This window comes from Azospirillum oleiclasticum (assembly GCF_013423485.1).
GTDB classification, from domain to species: Bacteria; Pseudomonadota; Alphaproteobacteria; order Azospirillales; family Azospirillaceae; genus Azospirillum; species Azospirillum oleiclasticum.
In genome coordinates, this window is record NZ_JABFFR010000005.1 from 1 (window position 1) to 18,720 (window position 18,720).

The following is an 18,720-nucleotide window of genomic DNA, read 5'->3' on the forward strand; positions in this document are numbered from 1 at the left end:
TCCGAATGTGTCAAACCAGTTGGCGCGCTACACACGCCGTCGCCCACCGCCTCCACCTCGCCCGCCACCTCGTGCCCGAGGGTGAGGGGGGAGGTGACGACGAAATCGCCGGTGCGCGCGTGGCGGAAGTAATGCAGGTCGGACCCGCAGATGCCACCCGCCCGCATGCGCACGCGGACCATGCCGGGGGCGACATCGGGCAGGCTCCGGCGGACCATGCGCAGGTCCTCCGGCCCGAACAGGGTGGCGGACAGGGCCTCGGCGGTCATCGGGTCATTCCCATGGTGTGCGGCAGCCACAAGGTGATCTGCGGGATGAAGGTGATGGCGATCAGCGCGATGAACAGCGGCACCAGCCAGGGCAGGATCGCCATGGTCGTGCGCTCCACCGACAGCTTGGCGACGCGGCTCAGCACGAACAGCACCATGCCCAGCGGCGGGTGCAGGAGCCCGATCATCAGGTTCAGCGTCAGGATCAGCCCGAAATGCAGCGGATCGATCCCCAGCTTCAGCACGATCGGCAGCAGGATCGGCACCAGGATGGTGATGGCGGCGATGGTGTCTAGGAAGCAGCCGATGAACAGCACCAGCAGGTTGACCAGGATCAGGAACACCCATTTGTTGTCGGTCACCGACAGGATCGCGGTGGACAGCATCTCCGCCGCCTGGCTGACGGTCAGCAGCCACGCGAAGACCGACGCGGCGGTGACGATGAACAGCACCGACGCCGTCGTCTCGATCGTCTCGAAGCTGGCCTTGGCCAGCGTCTTCAGCGTCATGGTGCGGTAGCGGACCAGCCCCAGGAACAGCGACCAGATGACGGCCGCCACCGCGGCCTCGGTCGGCGTGAACCAGCCCATGGTCATGCCGCCGATCAGGATGACCGGCGTCATCAGCGCCATCACGGCGGAGAAGTCGAAGTACCAGTCGAGCGCCACCAGCACCGCCAGCGCCACCAGCACAGCGATGTTGAGCGACAGCCCCATCCACATCATGGCGTAGACCGCCACGGGGAAGGCGAGCACGACCAGGATCTCCAGGGAGGCCTCGCCCAGCTGCATCCAGCTGAACGGCGAGTCGGAGCCCCAGCCGCGGCGGTGGGCGATGATGGCGACGGTCAGCATCATCAGGGCCGTCATCACGATGCCGGGCAGGATGCCGGCCAGGAACAGCGCGCCGATGGAGACGTTGGACATCATCCCGTAGATGACGAAGGGCAGCGACGGAGGGATGATCGGCCCCAGCGTGGCCGACGCCGCGGTGACGCCCACCGCCGCCTCCACCGGGTAGCCATGGTCCTTCATCGCCTTGATCTCGATGGTGCCGATGCCGGCCGCATCCGCCAGCGCGGTCCCCGACATGCCGGAGAAGATGACCGAGCCGATGATGTTCACCTGCGCCAGCCCGCCCCGCATCCAGCCGACCAGCGACACGGCGAAGGTGTAGATGCGTCCGGTGACCCCGGCGATGTTCATCAGGTTGCCGGCCAGGATGAAGAAGGGCACGGCGAGCAGCGGGAAGCTCTCCACACCGGCGATCATGCGCTGCGCGATGATCAGGTCGGGGGCGACGCCGTAGATCAGCATGTAGGCCACCGACGAGACCGCCAGCGACACCGCCACCGGAACGCCGAGGATCATGAGCCCGATGAAGGCTCCGAGAAGCAGCAGCATGGGTCAGGCCTCCGCCTCGTCGAAGGCGTCGGGACGCTCCAGGACGGAGTAGCCGCGCCGCAGGTTCTGAACGAAGATCTGCACCGACCGCAGCGCCATCAGCACGAACGCCGCGAACACGGTGTAGAAGACCGGCCATTTCGGCAGATCCACCGTCACCATGCTCTCGTGCGACACGACCGCCGAATAGCGCCACATCAGTTGGGCGGCGTAGGCGAAGAAGACGATGCGGATGACGTCCACCAGAAGCGACATCGGCCGCGCCACCGCCGGCGGCACCATGCGGTAGACCACGTCCACCTGGATGTGCCGCGAGATGCGCACGCACATGGCCGCACCCAGGAACACCACGCCGACCAGGCAGTAGACGGCGATCTCCTCGGTCCACGCCAGGCTGCTGTTGAGCACGTAGCGGGTGAAGAACTGGAGGAAGACGCAGATCGCCATGCACCAGAACAGGGCCAGCGTCACCCAGTCCTCGAAGGCGTAGCCGCTGAGGTCGACCGGCTTCTCCTCCTCCTCGAAGGCGTGCGCGATCTCCTCCGCGACGGCGGAGGGATGGACGATGGGATGATTCACGGCGCGGATTACCCTGGCTGATGGATGGTGGAGGGCTTATGGGGAGGCCGCGGCGCCAGCCCCCCTCCCGGCCTCCCCCCGCGTCGCAGGGGGAGGAGCGATTCCCCTCCCCTGCGACGCGGGGGAGAGTGGCGCCGCAGGCGCCGGGTGGGGGCGATGCGCCGCCGCGTCGGCTCACTTCACCGCGCGGATGCGGTCGTAGTCGGCCCGGCGGTACTTGAAGTCCTCCATCGGCACCTTGGCCAGCACGGTCTTCTCGAAGTCGGCCTTGTCCACCTCGGTCACCGAGATGCCCTTGTCCTTGAAGGTCTGGACCAATGCCGCCTCACGCTCCTGGATGATCTTGGTGGCGCGGGTGGCGGCTTCCTGGAAGACCTCGGTGAAGAGGGCCTTGTCGGCGTCCGACAGCTTGCTCCACACGCCCCCGGCCACGACCGTGTTGAGGTGGTCGACAATGTGGCCGGTCAGCACGATGTGCTTCTGCACCTCGTAGAATTTCTTGGCCTCGATGGTGGTCAGCGGGTTCTCCTGGGCTTCGACCGTGCCGTTCTGGAGCGCCAGATAGACCTCGGCGAAGGCGATCGGCGAGGTGTTGGCGCCGCAGGCGCGCGGCATGGCGAGGTACGCCGGCACGTCCGGCACGCGGATCTTCAGGCCCTGCATGTCCGCGCACTTGGCGATCGGCTTGTTCGATGTGGTGTGCCGCACGCCGTAGTAAGTCACCGCGGCGATGTGGTTGCCCGACGCCTTCTCGTAGCCGGCCGTCAGCTCCTTGAACACGTCGCTCTTGGTGTAGGCGAGCAGGTGGTCGGGGTTGCGGAAGATGTAGGGGTAATAGGTCACGCCGATCGGCGGGAAGGCGCGCGAGGCGAAGCTCGAGCCGGAGATGATGATGTCGACCGCGCCCAGCGACAGCCCCTGGTTCAGGTCGTTCTCCTTGCCGAGCTGCGAGGCCGGGAAGACCGTGATCTGGTAGCGGTTGTTGGTGCGCTTGGCGATCTCTTCCGCGGCCCAGACGGACTCGGTGTGGAACGGCTCCGACGTCTCGTAGACGTGGCCCCAGCGCAGCTTGGTCTGGGCGTTGGCGGAGGGGGCCGCCAGCGCGATGCCGGCGACGACGCCGAGGATGGTTGCGGAGAGCTTGAGCATTGGTGGTTGTCCTCCCTGGATTGAAACGCGTCCTGCGGCCGCCACCCGGTCAGGGTGGGGCGGTCCCCGGCCCGTCCTCGGCCGCGGTTCCGCCATCCTCGCCGAACTCCTTGGAAAAGCGCCGCTGCGACTGCTGCAGGTGGTGCTGCATCGCGGCGCGCGCGCGCGCCGGATCGCGGGCGACGATGGCGTCGCGCACGACCCTGTGCTCCTCGATGGCCGCCCTCCAGGACTCCTCGTTCTCGAAGTAGGAGGCCAGGCGGCGGAAATAGGGGTTGACCCGCTGGTCGAACAGCTCGCCGACGAACCGCACGAGCACGGCGTTGTCGAGGATCGCCGCGACGGTCGTGTGGAATTCGCGGTCCAGCGCCACCGTCTCCTGCGACGGCAGCCCGCCGGCGGTCATGCGGGCGATCACGTCGTCCAGCGCCTCGATGTCGGCCGGGGTGACCAGCGTCGCCGCCTCCGCCGCCACGGCACCCTCCACGAACTCCCGCGCGCGCAGCAGCTCGATGGGTCCCTCGACGGGCTGGAGCGTGTGCAGCGCCGCGACCGGGGCCGTCGGCGCCTCGGTCACATAGATGCCGGAGCCGACGCGGATGCGCACGCGCCCCTCCACCTCCAACGCGATCAGCGCCTCGCGCACCGTCGGGCGCGAGATGCCCAGCCGCTCCGCCAGCTCGCGCTCCGTCGGCAGCCGCCCGCCGGCCGGAAAGTCGCCATTGTCGATCAGTTCGCGCAGATGGTCGGCGACCTGTCGGTAGAGGCGGCGCGGTTCGATGGCCCGGATCGGCACGGCGTTTCACCCGGTTCTGCCGCCGGGACACGCTGCGCCCCGCACGGACATTTGGTCTGACCAATTGTCCGTACCGTGATCCTTTGTGGGCGTGCTGTCAAGGGGATGGGCGCCCCATCGCCGCCAATGAACAAGGCCCTCCCGCGGAGGGGAGGGCCTTGTGTCTCGCGAACAGGTCCGGTCAGCGTTTCTGCGCGCCGACCGAGCTCACGAACCCATCGAAGGGCAGCTCCGCCACGCGGAACCACAGGCGGGTGTCGTCGAGGAAGGGGCGCCAGCTCTCGTAGACGGTCTTGAAGCGCGGGTTGCTGGCGGACAGCTCGTCGTACAGCTCCATGGCGGCCTTGTGGCCGGCCTCCAGGACGTCGCGCGGGAAGGGCCGCAGCACGGCACCCCGGCCGATCAGGCGCTTCAGCGCCTTGGCGTTCTCCGCGTCGTAGCGGGCGAGCATGGCGCCGTTGGCCTCGGCGCAGGCGGCTTCCAGCGCCGCCTTGTAGGGCTTGGGCAGGGCCTCGTGCGCGTCCATGTTGACGTAGAGCGACACCTGCGGGCCGCCCTCCCACCAGCCGGGGTAGTAGTAGTTCTTGGCGACCTGCACGAAGCCCAGCTTCTCGTCGTCGTAGGGGCCGACGAACTCGGTGGCGTCGATGGTGCCCTTCTCCAGCGCCGGGTACACATCGCTTCCGGCGATCTGCGTCGGGGTCACGCCCAGCTTCGCCATCACCTGCCCGGCAATGCCGGCGATGCGCATCTTCAGGCCGGACAGGTCCTGGAGGCTGCGGATCTCCTTGCGGAACCAGCCGCCCATCTGGGCACCCGTGTTGCCGGCCTGGAACTGGACGATGTTGTACTGCTTGAACAGCTCGCGCATCACCTCGCGCCCGCCGCCATACTGGAACCAGGCGTTCTGCTGGCGGGCGTTGGGGCCGAAGGGGATGGCGGTGTCGAAAGCCAGCGTCGGGTCCTTGCCAACGTAATAGTAGCCGCAGGTGTGGCCGCACTCGACGGTGCCCTTCTGCACCGCGTCCATCACCTGCAGGCCGGGGACGATTTCGCCGGACGCGTGCACCCGGATCTGGAACTTGTCCTCGGTGATCTCGGCGACGCGGCGCGCGATCAGTTCGGAGGTGCCGAACAGGATGTCGGTGCTCTTCGGAAAGCTGGAGGCCAGTCGCCAGCTCACGGCCGGCCGCTCCTGCGCTATGGCGGGGGCGGCGATGGCCGATCCGGCCACGCCGCCCGCGGCGCCGGCCAGGAATGCACGTCTTTTCACGATCTTCTCCACGGACTGCTCTGGCGCGAGGAAAGATTGCGAAAGCCCGCGGCGTCAAACCGCAACCGGACAACCCAGCCATGCCGCGCTGCGAAACGTCGCACCGGAGGGGTGGGGGTTCCGCCATCCCGACACCAGATAGGACGGGCATCTTTGTGCGATCCGCCCCCAAGGATCGCGGGAGTGTGGAGCCGATGGTCGTCCGCATTGTGCTGGGTACGCTGCTCATCCTGTCGCTGCTTCTGGCCGGACCGGGCTGGGTGATCGCGTCCGGCCAGGTGGACCTGCGCGCCCGCTGGGCCGGGGCGGACCGCAGTCCGGCCGGGCTGGCCCCCGATCCCGCCAGCACGCCGGAAGCGGTGGTGCAGGTCTACGCCGCCCGCGCGCTGGCTTGGCGCGGCGCCTTCGGCGTCCACCCCTGGGTGGCGGTTAAGGAGCGCGGGGCCGAGCGCTTCACCGTCTACGAGGTGATCGGCTGGCGGGTCTACCGCGGCTCCAGCGGGGTGGTGGTCAGCGCCCGGGATCCCGACGGCCGCTGGTTCGGCACCGCCCCCACCGTGATCGCCGAGCTGCGCGGCGCGGAGGCGGAGGCCGCCATCCCCAAGATCGCCGCGGCGGCGGAGCGCTATCCCTACGCCGACCAGTACCGGGTGTGGCCGGGGCCGAACAGCAACACGTTCCTCGCCTGGATCGGGCGCGAGGTGCCGGAACTCCGCCTCGACCTGCCGCCCACCGCTCTGGGCAAGGACTATCTCGGCGCCATGCCGATCGCCCGCGTCCCCAGCGGCACCGGCTGGCAAGTCAGCCTGTTCGGCCTGTTCGGCGTGCTGGTGGCGCTGGAGGAGGGGGTGGAGGTCAACCTGCTCGGCATGACCTTCGGCTTCGACCCGCTGGACGGCGCCCTGAAGCTGCCCGGCGTCGGACGGGTGGGGCTGTGGTCGGCGGAGGCGAAGGAGCGGTGACGATCCTTTGAGCACCCGCTACCATCGGTTCCGGTTCCTCCAGCCGTGGCGGTACGTATGGTCGGTCGTGTAATCCTCATGCTGGCGGTGCTGCTGCTCGCCGGGTGCGTCGATCCGGCGGGCGTGGCGCGGAGGCCCGGCGCCGGCGGGACCGGGGCGGCGGCGTCGGAGGTCTACCGCAGCCTGCGGGTGGAGACGGGCACCCACACCGACGGCATCACGGTGCTGGCGGCCGATGCGGACGGGAGCCTGCTGCTGAGCGGTGGTGCCGACAAGACGGCGCGGCTGTGGTCGCTGGTCGATGGCGCTGAGCGCGGCGTGCTGCGTCCCCCCATCGGCGACGGCGACCGTGGCCGCATCGACGCGGTGGCGCTGTCCCCGGATGGCCGTCTGGCCGCCGTTGCCGGCATCGCCGCCGGACCGCTCGCCGACGCCGCGCTGGTGTTCGACACCGGAAACGGTCGCTTGGTCGCGCGGATCACGCGTCCCGGCTCCACGGACACCGCCGGGGGTGTCGAGCGGCTGGCCTTCACCGCGGACGGGCGGCGGCTGGGGGTGCGCTACCGCGCGGACGGGGCGACCCGGTGGTACGGCGTGCCCGACGGCCAGCCGGCGGTGGAGGCCGGGCCGCTGCCGCCGGGGTCGGCGCCGCGCGCCCTGCCGCTGCCCGGCGGGCGGCGGGTCGAGGGTGCGCCGGACGGCGGCCTGCGGATGACGAACGCCAACGGGTCGGCGGTCTGGACGGTTCAGCCGGTGGCTCCGCCACCGTCGGCGTTGACCGTCAGCGCGGACGGTTCAGTCCTGCGGATCGTGTGGCCGGGTGGCGATCGGAGCTTCTCCGTCGCCACCATGGACGACGAGCCGCCGACGGCGCCCTTCGCCGCCGCCCCGCCCGATCCTTCCCTGCGGACCGACGGTGCCGCGCTGCTCCGGACCGCCGCGGATGGTCGGCCGCTGTGGCGTACCGTGCTGGACAGCCGCGTGCTGGCTGTCGCGGCGGCGCCGGCCGGAGGTGCGGCGGTGGCGGCGCTCGGCGACGGCACGTTGCGCTGGTTCGGGCTGGAAGACGGGCGGGAGCGGCTGGCGCTGTTCCTGCACTCCACGACCGGCGCCTGGATCGCCTGGACTCCCGACGGCTTCTTCGACCATGCGGAGGCGGCGTGGAACCTCGCCGGCTGGCATGTCAACCGCGGCCATGAGCGGGCGGCGGAATTCGTGACCATCGCGCAGGTCTACGACGTCGCCTATCGCCCCGACCTCGTCCGTCGCGCGCATCTGGGAGCCGGACGCGCCGCGTCGGCGCTGGCCGCGGGCGATGCCGATCGGCCGGGGGAGGTTCTGGCCCGCGGCCTGCCGCCCACCGTCACGGCCACCGTCACACCCGACGCCGACCGTCGGCGGGCGACGGTGACGGTCGAGGTGCAGGACGGCGGTGGCGGCATCGGCCGGGTGCTGTACCGCCGCAACGGTGTGGTCGTCGCGCTCGATGACGCCGGCACCGCGGCGCCCTTGCGGCTGCGGCGCAGCGTGCCGCTGATCGACGGCCCGAACCAGATCGAGGTGGTGGCGCTGGACGCGACGAACGCGGTGGAGTCGGCGCCGGTCCGTGGCGTGGTGGTGGACGGGCGGGGCGGCGGCCGGCAGGGTGCGCTGCACGCGCTGGTCGTCGGCATCGACCGTTACGCCGACGAGCGGATGCGGCTGGCTTACGCCGCGGGCGACGCCCGCGCCCTGGCCGCGGCCCTGTCCGAGCGCGCGGCCGGTCTGTTCACCGCGGTGCACGTCACGCCGCTGCTCGACGAGCACGCCGACGCGGACGCCATCGCCGCCGCGGTGCGCCGCATGGCCGAGGGCATGGCGGAGACCGACACCTTCCTGCTGTTCCTCGCCGGGCACGGGGTCAACCTGAAGGGCGATTACCGGTTCCTGTCGCACGACGTGCGGCGCCCGACCCTGGACGAGGTGGCGCGCAAGGGTCTGTCGCAGGACCGCATGCAGGAGCTGCTGGCCGCCGTGCCCGCCGATCGCGCCATCGTGGTGCTGGACACCTGCTACTCCGGTGGGGTGGCGGAGATCGTCGATCGCAACCTGCTGATGCGGACCGCGCACAACCGGCTGGCCCGCGCCACCGGCCGCGGCTTCCTCAGCGCCGCCTCGGACGAGCAGGTCGCGGCGGAGGGCTACAACGGCCATGGTGTGCTGACCGCGGTGCTGCTGGAGGGGCTGTCCGGTGCCGCCGGACGGGAGGTCACGGCGCGCGCGCTGGGCGATTACGCGCGCAGCCGGGTGCCGTTGATCGCCGAACGGACCTTCAATCTGGCGCAGGTTCCCGTCTTCACCCTGGTCGGCCGCGACTTCACCCTGGCGCGCGGCCGGCCGTGACCGCTCATTGGGGCAAAGGTTCCCCGGCGCGTGGTCCCGGCGTCTGGTCGAATCCGGCGTCGGGCGTGAAGGACACCGCCACCAGATCGGCCGCCTCGAAGGCGCAGAGCGCGCGGGTGAAGACCTCGCCATAGCCGATCGCCGCCAGCTCGCGCGCGAAGCCGGCGATGTGGTGGTCGACCAGCGCCGCGGCCTCCGCCGGCGCCGGGGCGACGCGCGCGTCGAGCCCCTTGACCTGAATGGACCGGTGGGTGGTCGGCTGGGACAGCACGACCGCCACCAGGCTGGACGCGGCGAGCGCATCGACCAGCTCTTCGTTGGCGGCGTCGTCCAGGAAGACGGTCACGGTGCGCCCGTCCGCCTCCACCCGCCACCCGAGCCCACGCCCGACCACGGGCCGACCGCCCGCCGTCACCGAGGCGACCGAGACGCTCGTGCCCACGCCGAGAAAGGCCGCCAGCCCCCCGCCCATCCCCTCGTCTCTCCCCCGTCACGGCGGCGAAGGATAGCAGGCGGGTGGGCTCCGCGCCTACACGCCGGTGAAGGAGCGGCTCCCCGCCACGCCGAGCCGCAGCGTCAGCGGCCAGCGCACGGTGCGCGTGGAGCCGGGGTCGCCCCACAGCGGCGCGATGCGCTCGGCGAAGTCCGGCAGGGGCGAGGCGCCCAGCGCCTGCGCCGCCGGCTTCATGGCGGACCAGGTGTTCAGGTAGTGCAGCAGCGCGCCCAGCGTCCAGTCGATCGCCATGGCGACGGGCGGCGGCTCCAGCTCGCGGAAGGGGAAGGCGATCGAGCGGTAGCCCTCCACCACCAGCCAGCGCTCCGGCGACCAATACGGGCCCAGCGTGTCGTCGTGGAAGGCGCGGATCATCGTGTCCATCTCCGGCAACACCGACGGCATGCCGTAGGACACCAGCGCCACCAGTCCACCGGGCCGGGTGATGCGGTCGGCCTCGTCCCAGAAGGCCGGCAGGTCGAACCAGTGCGCCGCCTGCGCCGCGACCACGAGGTCGGCCACATGGTCATCCAGCCCGCTGCGCTCGGCCGGGGTGACGCGGTACTCGACCCGCGGGTGCGCGAAGGCATGGGCGATCTGCCCGGCGCTGGCGTCGGTGGCGACCACCCGGTCGAAGCGATCGGCCAGCAGCACCGAAAGCTGCCCCGAGCCGCAGCCGCAGTCCACCGCGAGCCCCTGCCCGCACGCACGCTCCGCCAGGATCGCCGCCAGCTCGGGCGGGTAGGTCGGCCGGTGCTCGGCGTAGGCCGCCGCATGCCCCGAGAACAGATCCTTGAAGCCACCGCCGCTCATGCCCGCCTCCTCCGGCTTTTGAGACAGATTAGCGCGGACAGCCCCCCAAGGTGAACGCGCTTTGGGTCGCACGGGCTCCAGCGCCTTCGCAGGGTCGCGCCAGGGTTGCTCCACCGACGGGACCGGAAGGCGCCGGGCGACGGTTTCGTCGATCTGCGGCGGCACGCCGCAGGGGGTAGAGCCCCGTGGAGCCCCGGCATGCCGGGTGTGCTCTGGCGGTCCGGCAGGCTGTGGCGCATCCTGTTGGCGTGACCATCAGTCGGATCCCGCACCATGACCACTCCCGCCTTTCCTCCTGGCTTCCTCTGGGGCGCTTCCACCTCCTCCTACCAGATCGAGGGGGCGCTGGACGCCGATGGACGCGGCCCCTGTGTATGGGACAGCTTCACCGCCGCGGGCCGCATCCAGGACGGAAGCAGCGCCGCCATCGCCTGCGACCACTATCACCGCTGGCCGGAGGATGTGGCGCTGCTGAAGGACGCCGGATTCAACGCCTACCGCTTCTCCATCGCCTGGCCGCGGGTGGTACCGGACGGCAGCGGTGCTGTGAACCAGGCCGGGCTGGACTTCTACGACCGGCTGGTCGACGGGCTGCTGGCGGCCGGCATCCGGCCGATGGCCTGCCTGTACCATTGGGATCTGCCGCAGCCGCTGGAGGACGCCGGCGGCTGGCAGGGCCGTGGGGTGATCGAGCCCTTCGCCGCTTACGCGCGCGCCTGCGTGCGCCGGCTCGGCGATCGGGTGAAGGACTGGATGACGCTGAACGAGCCCAACGTCGTCGCCATCTTCGGCTATGGCGTGGGCGAGCATGCGCCGGGGCACAAGCTCGGCGCCGACGGCATCCTGCGCGCGCTGCATCACCAGAACCTTGCCCAGGGTGCCGCCCTGCGGGCGCTGCGGGAAGAGGGACCGGGCCTGACGCTCGGCACCGTGCTGAACCTGCAGCCCACCGTCCCCGACAGCGACCGGCCGGAGGATGTGGCCGCCGCCGCCCGCTGGGACGCCGTGTGGAACCGGGTGTCGCTGGACGGCGTGATGCGCGGCACCATCCCGGAGCTGCTGGCCGACCGGATGGCCGGCTTCGTGCTGCCCGGCGACACCGACCTGATCCGCTTCCCCATCGACCTGCTGGGCATCAACTACTACTCCCGCTCGACGATGAAGCACGAGGCGGGGCGGCCCTTCGACGTGGGCTGGGGCGAGGCGCGCTGCCGGCGCTGGACCGGCATGGCCTGGCCGGTTCAGCCGGAGGGGCTGTACGACCTGCTCGTGGAGCTGAAGCGCGACTACGGCAACCCCGCCTGCTATGTCGCCGAGAACGGCTGCGCCTACGACGACGTGGTGTCGCCCGACGGCGCCATCCACGACGCGGAACGGGTGCTGTTCTACCGCGAGCATCTGGAGTCGGTCGCGCAGGCGCTCGCCGATGGCTGCAACGTCAAGGGCTACCTGTGCTGGAGCCTGCTCGACAATTTCGAATGGGCGTTCGGCCTGTCCAAGCGGTTCGGGATCGTGCGGGTCGATTACGACACGCTGGTCCGCACGCCGAAGGACAGCTACCGGTTCCTGTCCCAGGTCGCGCGGACGGGAATGCTGGGAGGCTGACGTTTTTTCTCACAGCGACCGGCGGTGGCATCCCCTGCCATTTGAGGTATAGTCCGGGGTCCGTCACACCCCGTTCGGCCTAGCCGGATGGCGGCCGCAGGGACAGCACCCATGTCGATCCGCAGCAGAAGCCGCGAAGCGGCGAGCATCTTCCGGCGTTTTTTCGCGATCGCCGGGGGCTATTGGAGCTGCGAGACGAAATGGACCGTCCGTCTGATGACGGTCTCCCTGGCGGCACTGACGGTCGGGCAGGTGTTCGTGCCGGTCGCCATCAACCTGTGGAGCCAGCGGCTGTTCGATGCGCTGGAGCAGCGCTCGACCGAGCGGCTGATGACGCTGGTGCTGGCAGCGGGTGGCATCCTGCTGTTCAACGTCGCGGTCATGGTCGGCCATCTGCGGGTCAAGCGGAAGCTCCAGCTCGGCTGGCGGCGCTGGCTGACACGGCGGGTGGTGGAAGGCTGGTTGGTCGGCGGGCGGCAGCACCTGATCTCACTGGTGCCCGGCGACCACGACAACCCCGACGGCCGGATCGCGGAAGATGTGCGGGTGGCGACGGAGTACGCCATCGACCTCGCCCTGTCGCTGTCCTACTGCCTGCTGCTGCTGATCGGCTTCACCAGCATCCTGTGGTCGATCTCCGGCGCGCCGGAAGTGACGCTGTTCGGCGTGACCGTACGCGTGCCCGGCTGGCTGCTGTACGTGGCACTGCTGTACGCGGCGGCCGGCACCACCATCGCCCTGCTGGTCGGCCAGCCGTTGGTGCACGCGGCCAACCGCCGCCAGGGCTACGAGGCCGATTTCCGTTTCGCGCTCGCCCGCGTGCGCGAACGCGCGCAGCCCATCGCCCTGCTGCACGGCGAGGTGCAGGAGCGCCGCCGGCTGGAGGGGCTGTTCCACGGCGTCAAACTCGGCTGGAAGCGGCAGACCCGCGCGTTGTCGGACATGATGGCGTTCAGCTCCGCCTACAGCGTGCTGTCGGTGGCCTTTCCCATCCTGGTGGCCGCCCCCCGCTACATCTCCGGCGCCATCTCGCTCGGCGTGCTGATGCAGACGGCGCAGGCCTTCCAGCAGACGGTGGCCGCCCTGTCCTGGCCCATCGACAATCTCGCCCGTGCGGCGGAGTGGCGGGCCTCGGTGGAGCGGGTGCTCGGGTTGCACGATGCGCTGCGCCTGCTCGACCACGAGCTGGCGGGCAACGGGACGGAGCGGATCGTCGTGGAGCGGGTGGAGGATGTACGCTCGATCCGATTCGAGGGGGTGACGCTGTCCGAACCCAACGGGCACGTCACCATCGAGCCGTTCGACCTGGAGATTCCGCACCGCGAACGGCTGCTGATCGCCGGCGATCCGGGGGCGGCGGTGCGGCTGTTCAAGGCGGTGGCCGGCGTGTGGCCGTGGGGCCGCGGGCGCATCGTGCTGCCAGCGCGCTCGCGTGTCTTCTTCATGCCGGAGCGCCCCTACCTGCCCTCCGGTCCGCTGCGGGGGGTGCTCAGCTACCCGATTGCCGCGGAGTCGATCGAAGATTGGCAGGCGCGCGAGGTGCTGGAGCGGGTCGGTCTCGACCACCTCGTTCCAATGATCGACGCGATGGAGCGCTGGAACGAGACGCTGCCCATGTCGGAGCAGCAGCGGCTGGGCTTCGCCCGCCTGCTGGTGCGGCGACCGGACTGGATTTTCCTGGAAGGTGCCGCGAGCACGCTGGACCCTCGGGGCGAGGAGGACATGCTGCACCTGCTGGACGCGGAGTTCCCCGAATCGACCCTGATCTTCGTCGGCCATCCCGGCGGGCTGGCGGTGCACCACCAGCGCGCCCTGCTGCTGGAGCGCACCAACGGTTCCGTCCGCCTGCGCGTGGCCGACGCCGACCCCGCCGCCACCCCGGATGCCACAATTCCCGACCCCAGACTTCCAGACTCCACACTTCCAGACCCCAGACTTCCAGACTCCACACTTCCAGACCCCACACTTCCAGACCCCACACTTCCAGACAGGGAGCTGACCCCGTCATGACCGCCGCGACCAGCGCCGAGGGCTTCCCGCCCGGATTCCTGTGGGGTGTCTCCACCTCGGCCTACCAGATCGAAGGGGCGGCGGCGCAGGACGGGCGCGGCCCCAGCATCTGGGACACGCGCTGCCGTGTGCCCGGCGGCGTGGTGAACGGCGACACCGGCGACGTCGCCTGCGATCACTACCACCGCTACGCCGAGGACATCGCGCTGATGCGCGGCCTGGGCGTCGGCGCCTACCGCTTCTCGGTGGCGTGGCCGCGGGTGCTGCCGCGCGGGCGCGGCGCTCCGAACGACAAGGGGCTCGACTTCTACGACCGGCTGATCGATGCGGTGCTGGAGGCGGGGATCGAGCCCTGGCTGTGCCTGTACCATTGGGACCTGCCGCAGTCCCTCCACGATCTCGGCGGCTGGGCCAACCGGGACGTCGCCGGCTGGTTCGCCGATTACGCGGTGCTGGTCGCCCGCCGCTACGGCGACCGGGTGAAGCATTTTGCGACGGTGAACGAGCCCAGCGTCTTCACCCTGTTCGGCTACGCCATTCCGTGGGCCGCCCCCGGCATCACCGACCGCGCCATGAACCTGCGCGCCATCCACCATGTGAACCTCGCCCACGGGGCCGGGGTGGATGTGCTGCGCGACCATGTGCCGGGGGTCAGCATCGGCGCCATCCACAACTGCCAGCCGGTGATCCCCGCCACCGACAGCGAGGCCGACCGCGAGGCCGCCGCCTTCCTGGACGAGCATTGGAACCTCGCCTTCCCCGACCCGCAGTTGCTCGGCCGCTACCCGTCGCGGCTGGCCGCGCTGATCGAGCCGCACATGCAGGCCGGCGACATGGCGCGGATCTGCCGGCCGACCGACTGGATCGGCCTCAACCACTACGGCCCGATCTTCGCCAAGGCCGACGCTTCCACCACCTGGGGCTTCGGATGGGCCGACCTGCCCGACGGGGCGGAGGACCACGGGATCGGCTGGCCGGTCTTCCCGGAGATGTTCCGCGACGAGCTGGTCCGCCTGACCCGCCGCTACCGCCTGCCCGTCTATGTCGCCGAGAACGGCTGCTCCGGCAACGACACGCCGGACGCGAACGGCGCGGTGGACGACCCCCGCCGCATCCGTTATCTGACGCTCTACACCGACGCCATGCGGGACGCCATGCGGGCCGGGGCGGACGTGCGCGGCTATTTCGTGTGGTCGCTGCTCGACAGCTTCGAATGGGGCAGCGGCTACGGCCCGCGTTTCGGTCTGGTGCATGTGGATTTCCCCACCGGCACGCGCACGCCCAAGAGCTCGGCCCGCTGGTACGCCGAGCTGATCCGCCGGTCGCGGACGGTGGCGGCGTAGGGTTGGGAGGTCGGGAGGAGGGCGCATCGCTGGACGTTGGCGATCGGCGGCCGTACCGGTCTATGCTGGCCGCAAGACCGACCCGCGGAGGACCCCACCATGGCCGGCTGGCCTGATCGCCGCATCCCCGACCTGTTCGGGATCGAGCACCCCATCATTCAGGCGCCGATGGCGGGTGCCACCACGCCGGAGATGGTGGTGGCCGCCTGCGATGCCGGCGCGCTCGGCTCACTGCCCTGCGCGATGCTGGCGGTGGAGGCGGCCGACAGGGCGATCGCCGTCATCCGGGAGCGCACCCGATGCCCGCTCAACCTCAACTTCTTCTGCCACGCGCCGCCCGAACCCGACCCGGTGCGCCTGCTGGCGTGGCGTGCCCGCCTCGCCCCCTATTACGTCGAGCAGGGGCTGGATCCGGAGGCACCGGTGCCCGCCTCCGCCCGCGCGCCCTTCGACGACGCCTACTGCGCGCTGGTCGAAAAGCACCGGCCGGAGGTGGTCAGCTTCCATTTCGGCCTGCCGGAGCCGGGGCTGCTCGGCCGCGTCAAGGCGACGGGTGCCAAGGTGATCTCGTCGGCGACCACGGTCGATGAGGCCATGTGGCTGGAGCGCCAGGGCTGCGATGCGGTGATCGCCATGGGGCTGGAGGCCGGCGGCCACCGCGGCACCTTCCTCGGCGGCGACATGGCCCGGCAGGTCGGCACCTTCGCCCTGGTGCCCCAGGTGGCGGACGCGGTGTCGGTGCCGGTGATCGCGGCGGGCGGCATCGCCGATGCCCGCGGCATCGTCGCCGCGCTCGCACTCGGGGCGTCGGCCGTCCAGATCGGCACCGCCTATCTGCTGACGCCCGAAGCGAAGATTTCGCCTCTCCACCGCAAGGCGCTGGAGACGGCGACGGAGGCCGACACCGCGCTGACCAACCTGTTCACCGGGCGTCCGGCGCGCGGGATCATGAACCGGCTGATGCGCGAGCTCGGCCCCCTCTCCCCCGACGCGCCCGCCTTTCCGCTGGCGGGCGGCGCGCTCGCCCCGCTGCGCGCCAGGACGGAGCCGCAGGGGAACGCCGATTTCCAGAGCCTGTGGTCCGGACAGGCAGCCCGCCTCGCCCGCCCGATGGGGACCGGCGCGCTGACGCGGCGGCTGGCGGAGGAGGCGTTGGCAAAGCTGGGCGGGTGACCTCAGCCCGCCATGGTGCGGAACAGCCCGCGCGCGTTGAACAGGGGCATGTCGTGCGGGGTGTCGTCGGCTGCGGTGTGGTAACGCTCGATGCGCTCCACCTCCTCGCGCGAGCCGAAGACGAGCGGGATGCGCTGGTGGAGACTGTCCGGCACCAGGTCCAGCATGCGCCGCTCGCCGGTCGAGCAGGCGCCCCCCGCCTGTTCCATCAGGAAGGCGATGGGGTTCGCCTCGTAGAGCAGACGCAGGCGGCCGGGGCGGCGCGGCTGCTTGGTGTCGCGCGGGTAGAGGAAGACGCCGCCGCGGATCAGGATGCGGTGCGCCTCCGCCACCAGCGAGGCGATCCAGCGCATGTTGAAGTCCTTGCCGCGCGGCCCTTCCGCCCCGGCCAGGCACTCCTGCACGTAGCGGCGCACCGGTGGCTCCCAGAAACGGCTGTTCGACGCGTTGACCGCGAATTCCCGCGTCTCGGCTGGCACGGCGAGCGCGGGGTGGGTCAGCACGAAGTCGCCATGCACGGGATCGAGCGTGAAGCCCGCCACGCCCGTGCCGACCGTCAGCACGAGCATGGTTGACGGCCCGTAGATGGCGTAGCCCGCCGCCACCTGGGCATGGCCGGGCTGGAGGAAATCGGCGGTCGTGACCGCGTCGGTCCCCTCCGGTCGCCGCAGGATGGAGAAGATGCTGCCGACCGACACGTTCACGTCGATGTTGGAGGAGCCATCGAGCGGGTCGTACAGCAGCAGGTAGTCACCGCGCGGGTAGTGGGCGGGAACCGGCACAGGCTCCTCCTGCTCCTCCGAGGCGACGGCGCCGACATGGCCACCGAACTCGGTACCGCGGCGGAAGATGTCGTCGGCGATCACGTCCAGGCGGGCCTGCTCCTCCCCCTGGACATTGACCGCCCCGGCGGTGCCGAGGATGTCGCCGAGGCCGCCCATGGCCACCCGGCAGGACACGATCTTGCAGGCGCGCGCCACCTCGATCAGCAGCGCGATCAGCCCGTCGTCGAGCCCGGCGCCGCGGCGCCCCTCGTGGATCAGCCAGCGGGCGATGGTGACGGTGTCGGCGTTCGGCATGGACGTCTGGCTCCCTCTCGGTGTGCTGGGGACAGACTAGGCGCCGCCGCCGCCGCCGGGAACGCCCGCCCGGACAGGCCCGCACGCTCCGCCGGGCGGGCGGGACCCTGCCCGGTCAGGCAGGGCGCCGTTCCGCCCCCGCCATCGACCCGGACATGGACAGCGCCACCGCCTGCGCCCGGTTGAGCACACCCAGCTTGTCGTACAGGTTCTTCAGGTGGAACTTCACGGTGTGGATGGAGATGCCGAGCACGCGAGCGAGTTGGGCGTTGGTGCGGCCCGACGCCAGCGCGTTCAGCAATTCCCGTTCACGCGCGGTGAGCTGGTCCAGCGGGTCGTCGTTGATGGCGCCCACATCCACATAGGGGAAGGCCATGCGCCCTGCGGCGACCGAGGCACAGACGTCGAGCAGCCGCTCCGGCGGCTCCGCCTTGTGGCAGAAGCCGGCGGCACCCAGCGCCATAGCGGAGCGGACGGTGGCCGCGTCGCCGTTGCCGGTGTAGATGACGATGCGGAGCGGCAGCCCGCGTTCCTTCACCCGCTCCAGCACCTCGCGGCCGGACAGGCCCGGCATGTCCCAGCCGACGACGCCCAGGCGGAAGGGCCAGCGCTCGCACGCCTCCAGGAAGCGGGCGCCGTCGGGGGCCGTCGCCAGGAGGTTGAAGCGCTCGTCCTGTTCGAACAGTTTCACCAGCCCCCGGGTCACGAGCGGGCTCTTGTCCGCCACCACCACATCGATCATCGGCCGTTCCCCCGTTTCTGTTGTTGGTTGGTCGTTCCTTGCCGCAGGGGGCGGGGCCGCGCCCTTACCCCCGTGGCATCACCGCCCGCCGCGCGAACAGGTGGCGCGCGCCGATCCCGATCCCGATGCCGGCGCCATGCAGCAGGGCCGTCGCCAGGGCGAAGCCCGCCGCGTAGCCGATGGCCGACGCGTCCGCCGGCATCTCCGCCCCGTGGGCGTAGCCGTGGAAGAGCGCGAACCAGCCGGCCACGGCCGCCGCCGTGGACGCACGGCGGGTCACCGGCAGCGCCGCCAGCACCACGAATACCAGAATCGAAGTGTAGATCATCGGTTCGACCAGCGGAAGGGGGAAGCCGGCCATACCCAGAATTCCGCCGACCAGCATGACCGAGACGAAGACCGCCGGCACCCCCAGCACCGCCCGGCCGCCGATCAGCGCGGCGTAGAGGCCGACCGTGACCATGGCGGCCATGTGATCGATCCCGAACAGCGGGTGCAACACCCCGTCCGCGAAGCCGTGGGTGTGGAGGTCGCCGGGATGGGCGAAGGCCGGTGCGGCCGACAGCATCGGGAGCAGGAGGGCCGGCACCAGCACGCCGACGGGGGCATGGAAGCAATTGCGCATGGGGGTTTTCCTTATCGTTGGTGA

General features: G+C 70.7%; 17 protein-coding genes. 6 read left to right on the top strand and 11 right to left on the bottom strand.

Annotation, left to right across the window (positions count from 1 at the left end):
* The 6 genes from HL658_RS07740 to HL658_RS07765 form a co-directional block, all read right to left on the bottom strand.
* On the bottom strand, window positions 1–269 hold a 269-nt coding region (locus HL658_RS07740), incomplete at its 3' end, for an alcohol dehydrogenase catalytic domain-containing protein (protein ID WP_180281376.1).
* Window positions 266–1,672, bottom strand: a complete 1,407-nt coding sequence (locus HL658_RS07745) for a TRAP transporter large permease (RefSeq protein ID WP_180281377.1) — start codon at window positions 1,670–1,672, stop codon at window positions 266–268. The genes HL658_RS07740 and HL658_RS07745, both read right to left, overlap by 4 nt.
* Window positions 1,673–1,675: 3 nt before the next feature.
* A complete protein-coding gene (locus HL658_RS07750) occupies window positions 1,676–2,251 on the bottom strand; it encodes a TRAP transporter small permease (RefSeq protein WP_211109679.1) in 576 nt (191 codons plus the stop codon).
* Window positions 2,252–2,425: 174 nt separating this feature from the next.
* The gene (locus tag HL658_RS07755) at window positions 2,426–3,400 is read right to left on the bottom strand and encodes a sialic acid TRAP transporter substrate-binding protein SiaP (protein ID WP_180281378.1); all 975 of its coding nucleotides are present in this window, start codon (window positions 3,398–3,400) and stop codon (window positions 2,426–2,428) included.
* Window positions 3,401–3,449: 49 nt separating this feature from the next.
* Complete coding sequence (locus HL658_RS07760; protein WP_180281379.1) at window positions 3,450–4,196, bottom strand: FCD domain-containing protein; 747 nt, start codon at window positions 4,194–4,196, stop codon at window positions 3,450–3,452.
* Window positions 4,197–4,377: 181 nt separating this feature from the next.
* Window positions 4,378–5,469, bottom strand: coding sequence for a TRAP transporter substrate-binding protein (locus tag HL658_RS07765; protein WP_180281380.1), 1,092 nt, complete (start codon window positions 5,467–5,469; stop codon window positions 4,378–4,380).
* A gap of 194 nt (window positions 5,470–5,663) precedes the next feature.
* Here HL658_RS07765 and HL658_RS07770 point away from each other — a divergent pair, with 194 nt between their 5' ends.
* Both HL658_RS07770 and HL658_RS07775 read left to right on the top strand, forming a co-directional pair.
* On the top strand, window positions 5,664–6,431 hold the full coding sequence (locus tag HL658_RS07770) for a DUF3750 domain-containing protein (protein WP_180281381.1): 768 nt from the start codon (window positions 5,664–5,666) through the stop codon (window positions 6,429–6,431).
* A 57-nt stretch (window positions 6,432–6,488) separates the two neighbouring features.
* Entirely contained in the window at window positions 6,489–8,813 is a 2,325-nt protein-coding gene (locus HL658_RS07775; RefSeq protein ID WP_180281382.1) for a caspase family protein, read from the top strand.
* Window positions 8,814–8,817: 4 nt separating this feature from the next.
* On the opposite strand, the gene HL658_RS07780 is transcribed toward HL658_RS07775, so the two are convergent.
* Both HL658_RS07780 and HL658_RS07785 read right to left on the bottom strand, forming a co-directional pair.
* Entirely contained in the window at window positions 8,818–9,285 is a 468-nt protein-coding gene (locus HL658_RS07780; protein WP_180281383.1) for a hypothetical protein, read from the bottom strand.
* A 57-nt stretch (window positions 9,286–9,342) separates the two neighbouring features.
* Window positions 9,343–10,119, bottom strand: coding sequence for a class I SAM-dependent methyltransferase (locus tag HL658_RS07785; RefSeq protein WP_180281384.1), 777 nt, complete (start codon window positions 10,117–10,119; stop codon window positions 9,343–9,345).
* Window positions 10,120–10,392: 273 nt separating this feature from the next.
* Between HL658_RS07785 and HL658_RS07790 the strand changes: the two genes are divergently transcribed.
* The 4 genes from HL658_RS07790 to HL658_RS07805 all read left to right on the top strand — a co-directional run bounded on the left by HL658_RS07790 (window position 10,393) and on the right by HL658_RS07805 (window position 16,250).
* On the top strand, window positions 10,393–11,724 hold the full coding sequence (locus HL658_RS07790; protein ID WP_180281385.1) for a GH1 family beta-glucosidase: 1,332 nt from the start codon (window positions 10,393–10,395) through the stop codon (window positions 11,722–11,724).
* A gap of 111 nt (window positions 11,725–11,835) precedes the next feature.
* A complete protein-coding gene (locus HL658_RS07795) occupies window positions 11,836–13,734 on the top strand; it encodes an ABC transporter ATP-binding protein/permease (protein ID WP_211109680.1) in 1,899 nt (632 codons plus the stop codon).
* Window positions 13,731–15,077 (top strand): GH1 family beta-glucosidase, encoded by a 1,347-nt coding sequence (locus HL658_RS07800; RefSeq protein WP_180281386.1) that lies wholly within the window; start codon window positions 13,731–13,733, stop codon window positions 15,075–15,077. Before HL658_RS07795 ends, HL658_RS07800 begins: the two co-directional genes overlap by 4 nt.
* A 99-nt stretch (window positions 15,078–15,176) precedes the next feature.
* A complete protein-coding gene (locus HL658_RS07805) occupies window positions 15,177–16,250 on the top strand; it encodes an NAD(P)H-dependent flavin oxidoreductase (RefSeq protein ID WP_180281387.1) in 1,074 nt (357 codons plus the stop codon).
* A gap of 2 nt (window positions 16,251–16,252) precedes the next feature.
* Here HL658_RS07805 and HL658_RS07810 read toward each other — a convergent pair whose 3' ends face one another.
* The 3 genes from HL658_RS07810 to HL658_RS07820 all read right to left on the bottom strand — a co-directional run bounded on the left by HL658_RS07810 (window position 16,253) and on the right by HL658_RS07820 (window position 18,696).
* The gene (locus HL658_RS07810) at window positions 16,253–17,329 is read right to left on the bottom strand and encodes a class 1 fructose-bisphosphatase (protein WP_180281388.1); all 1,077 of its coding nucleotides are present in this window, start codon (window positions 17,327–17,329) and stop codon (window positions 16,253–16,255) included.
* 115 nt (window positions 17,330–17,444) lie between these two features.
* Complete coding sequence (locus tag HL658_RS07815) at window positions 17,445–18,071, bottom strand: LuxR C-terminal-related transcriptional regulator (RefSeq protein ID WP_180281389.1); 627 nt, start codon at window positions 18,069–18,071, stop codon at window positions 17,445–17,447.
* A gap of 64 nt (window positions 18,072–18,135) precedes the next feature.
* Complete coding sequence (locus HL658_RS07820; protein WP_246337392.1) at window positions 18,136–18,696, bottom strand: HupE/UreJ family protein; 561 nt, start codon at window positions 18,694–18,696, stop codon at window positions 18,136–18,138.
* Window positions 18,697–18,720: the final 24 nt, after the last annotated feature.

What these genes read in the sequence shown, in the direction of transcription:
- HL658_RS07800 (WP_180281386.1), top strand. Translation starts at nt 13,731, where the DNA reads ATGACCGCCGCGACCAGCGCCGAGGGCTTCCCGCCCGGATTCCTGTGG.
- HL658_RS07770 (WP_180281381.1), top strand. Translation starts at nt 5,664, where the DNA reads ATGGTCGTCCGCATTGTGCTGGGTACGCTGCTCATCCTGTCGCTGCTT.
- HL658_RS07795 (WP_211109680.1), top strand. Translation starts at nt 11,836, where the DNA reads ATGTCGATCCGCAGCAGAAGCCGCGAAGCGGCGAGCATCTTCCGGCGT.
- HL658_RS07820 (WP_246337392.1), bottom strand. Translation starts at nt 18,696, where the DNA reads ATGCGCAATTGCTTCCATGCCCCCGTCGGCGTGCTGGTGCCGGCCCTC.
- HL658_RS07815 (WP_180281389.1), bottom strand. Translation starts at nt 18,071, where the DNA reads ATGATCGATGTGGTGGTGGCGGACAAGAGCCCGCTCGTGACCCGGGGG.
- HL658_RS07805 (WP_180281387.1), top strand. Translation starts at nt 15,177, where the DNA reads ATGGCCGGCTGGCCTGATCGCCGCATCCCCGACCTGTTCGGGATCGAG.
- HL658_RS07780 (WP_180281383.1), bottom strand. Translation starts at nt 9,285, where the DNA reads ATGGGCGGGGGGCTGGCGGCCTTTCTCGGCGTGGGCACGAGCGTCTCG.
- HL658_RS07790 (WP_180281385.1), top strand. Translation starts at nt 10,393, where the DNA reads ATGACCACTCCCGCCTTTCCTCCTGGCTTCCTCTGGGGCGCTTCCACC.
- HL658_RS07745 (WP_180281377.1), bottom strand. Translation starts at nt 1,672, where the DNA reads ATGCTGCTGCTTCTCGGAGCCTTCATCGGGCTCATGATCCTCGGCGTT.
- HL658_RS07810 (WP_180281388.1), bottom strand. Translation starts at nt 17,329, where the DNA reads ATGCCGAACGCCGACACCGTCACCATCGCCCGCTGGCTGATCCACGAG.
- HL658_RS07775 (WP_180281382.1), top strand. Translation starts at nt 6,489, where the DNA reads ATGGTCGGTCGTGTAATCCTCATGCTGGCGGTGCTGCTGCTCGCCGGG.
- HL658_RS07785 (WP_180281384.1), bottom strand. Translation starts at nt 10,119, where the DNA reads ATGAGCGGCGGTGGCTTCAAGGATCTGTTCTCGGGGCATGCGGCGGCC.
- HL658_RS07755 (WP_180281378.1), bottom strand. Translation starts at nt 3,400, where the DNA reads ATGCTCAAGCTCTCCGCAACCATCCTCGGCGTCGTCGCCGGCATCGCG.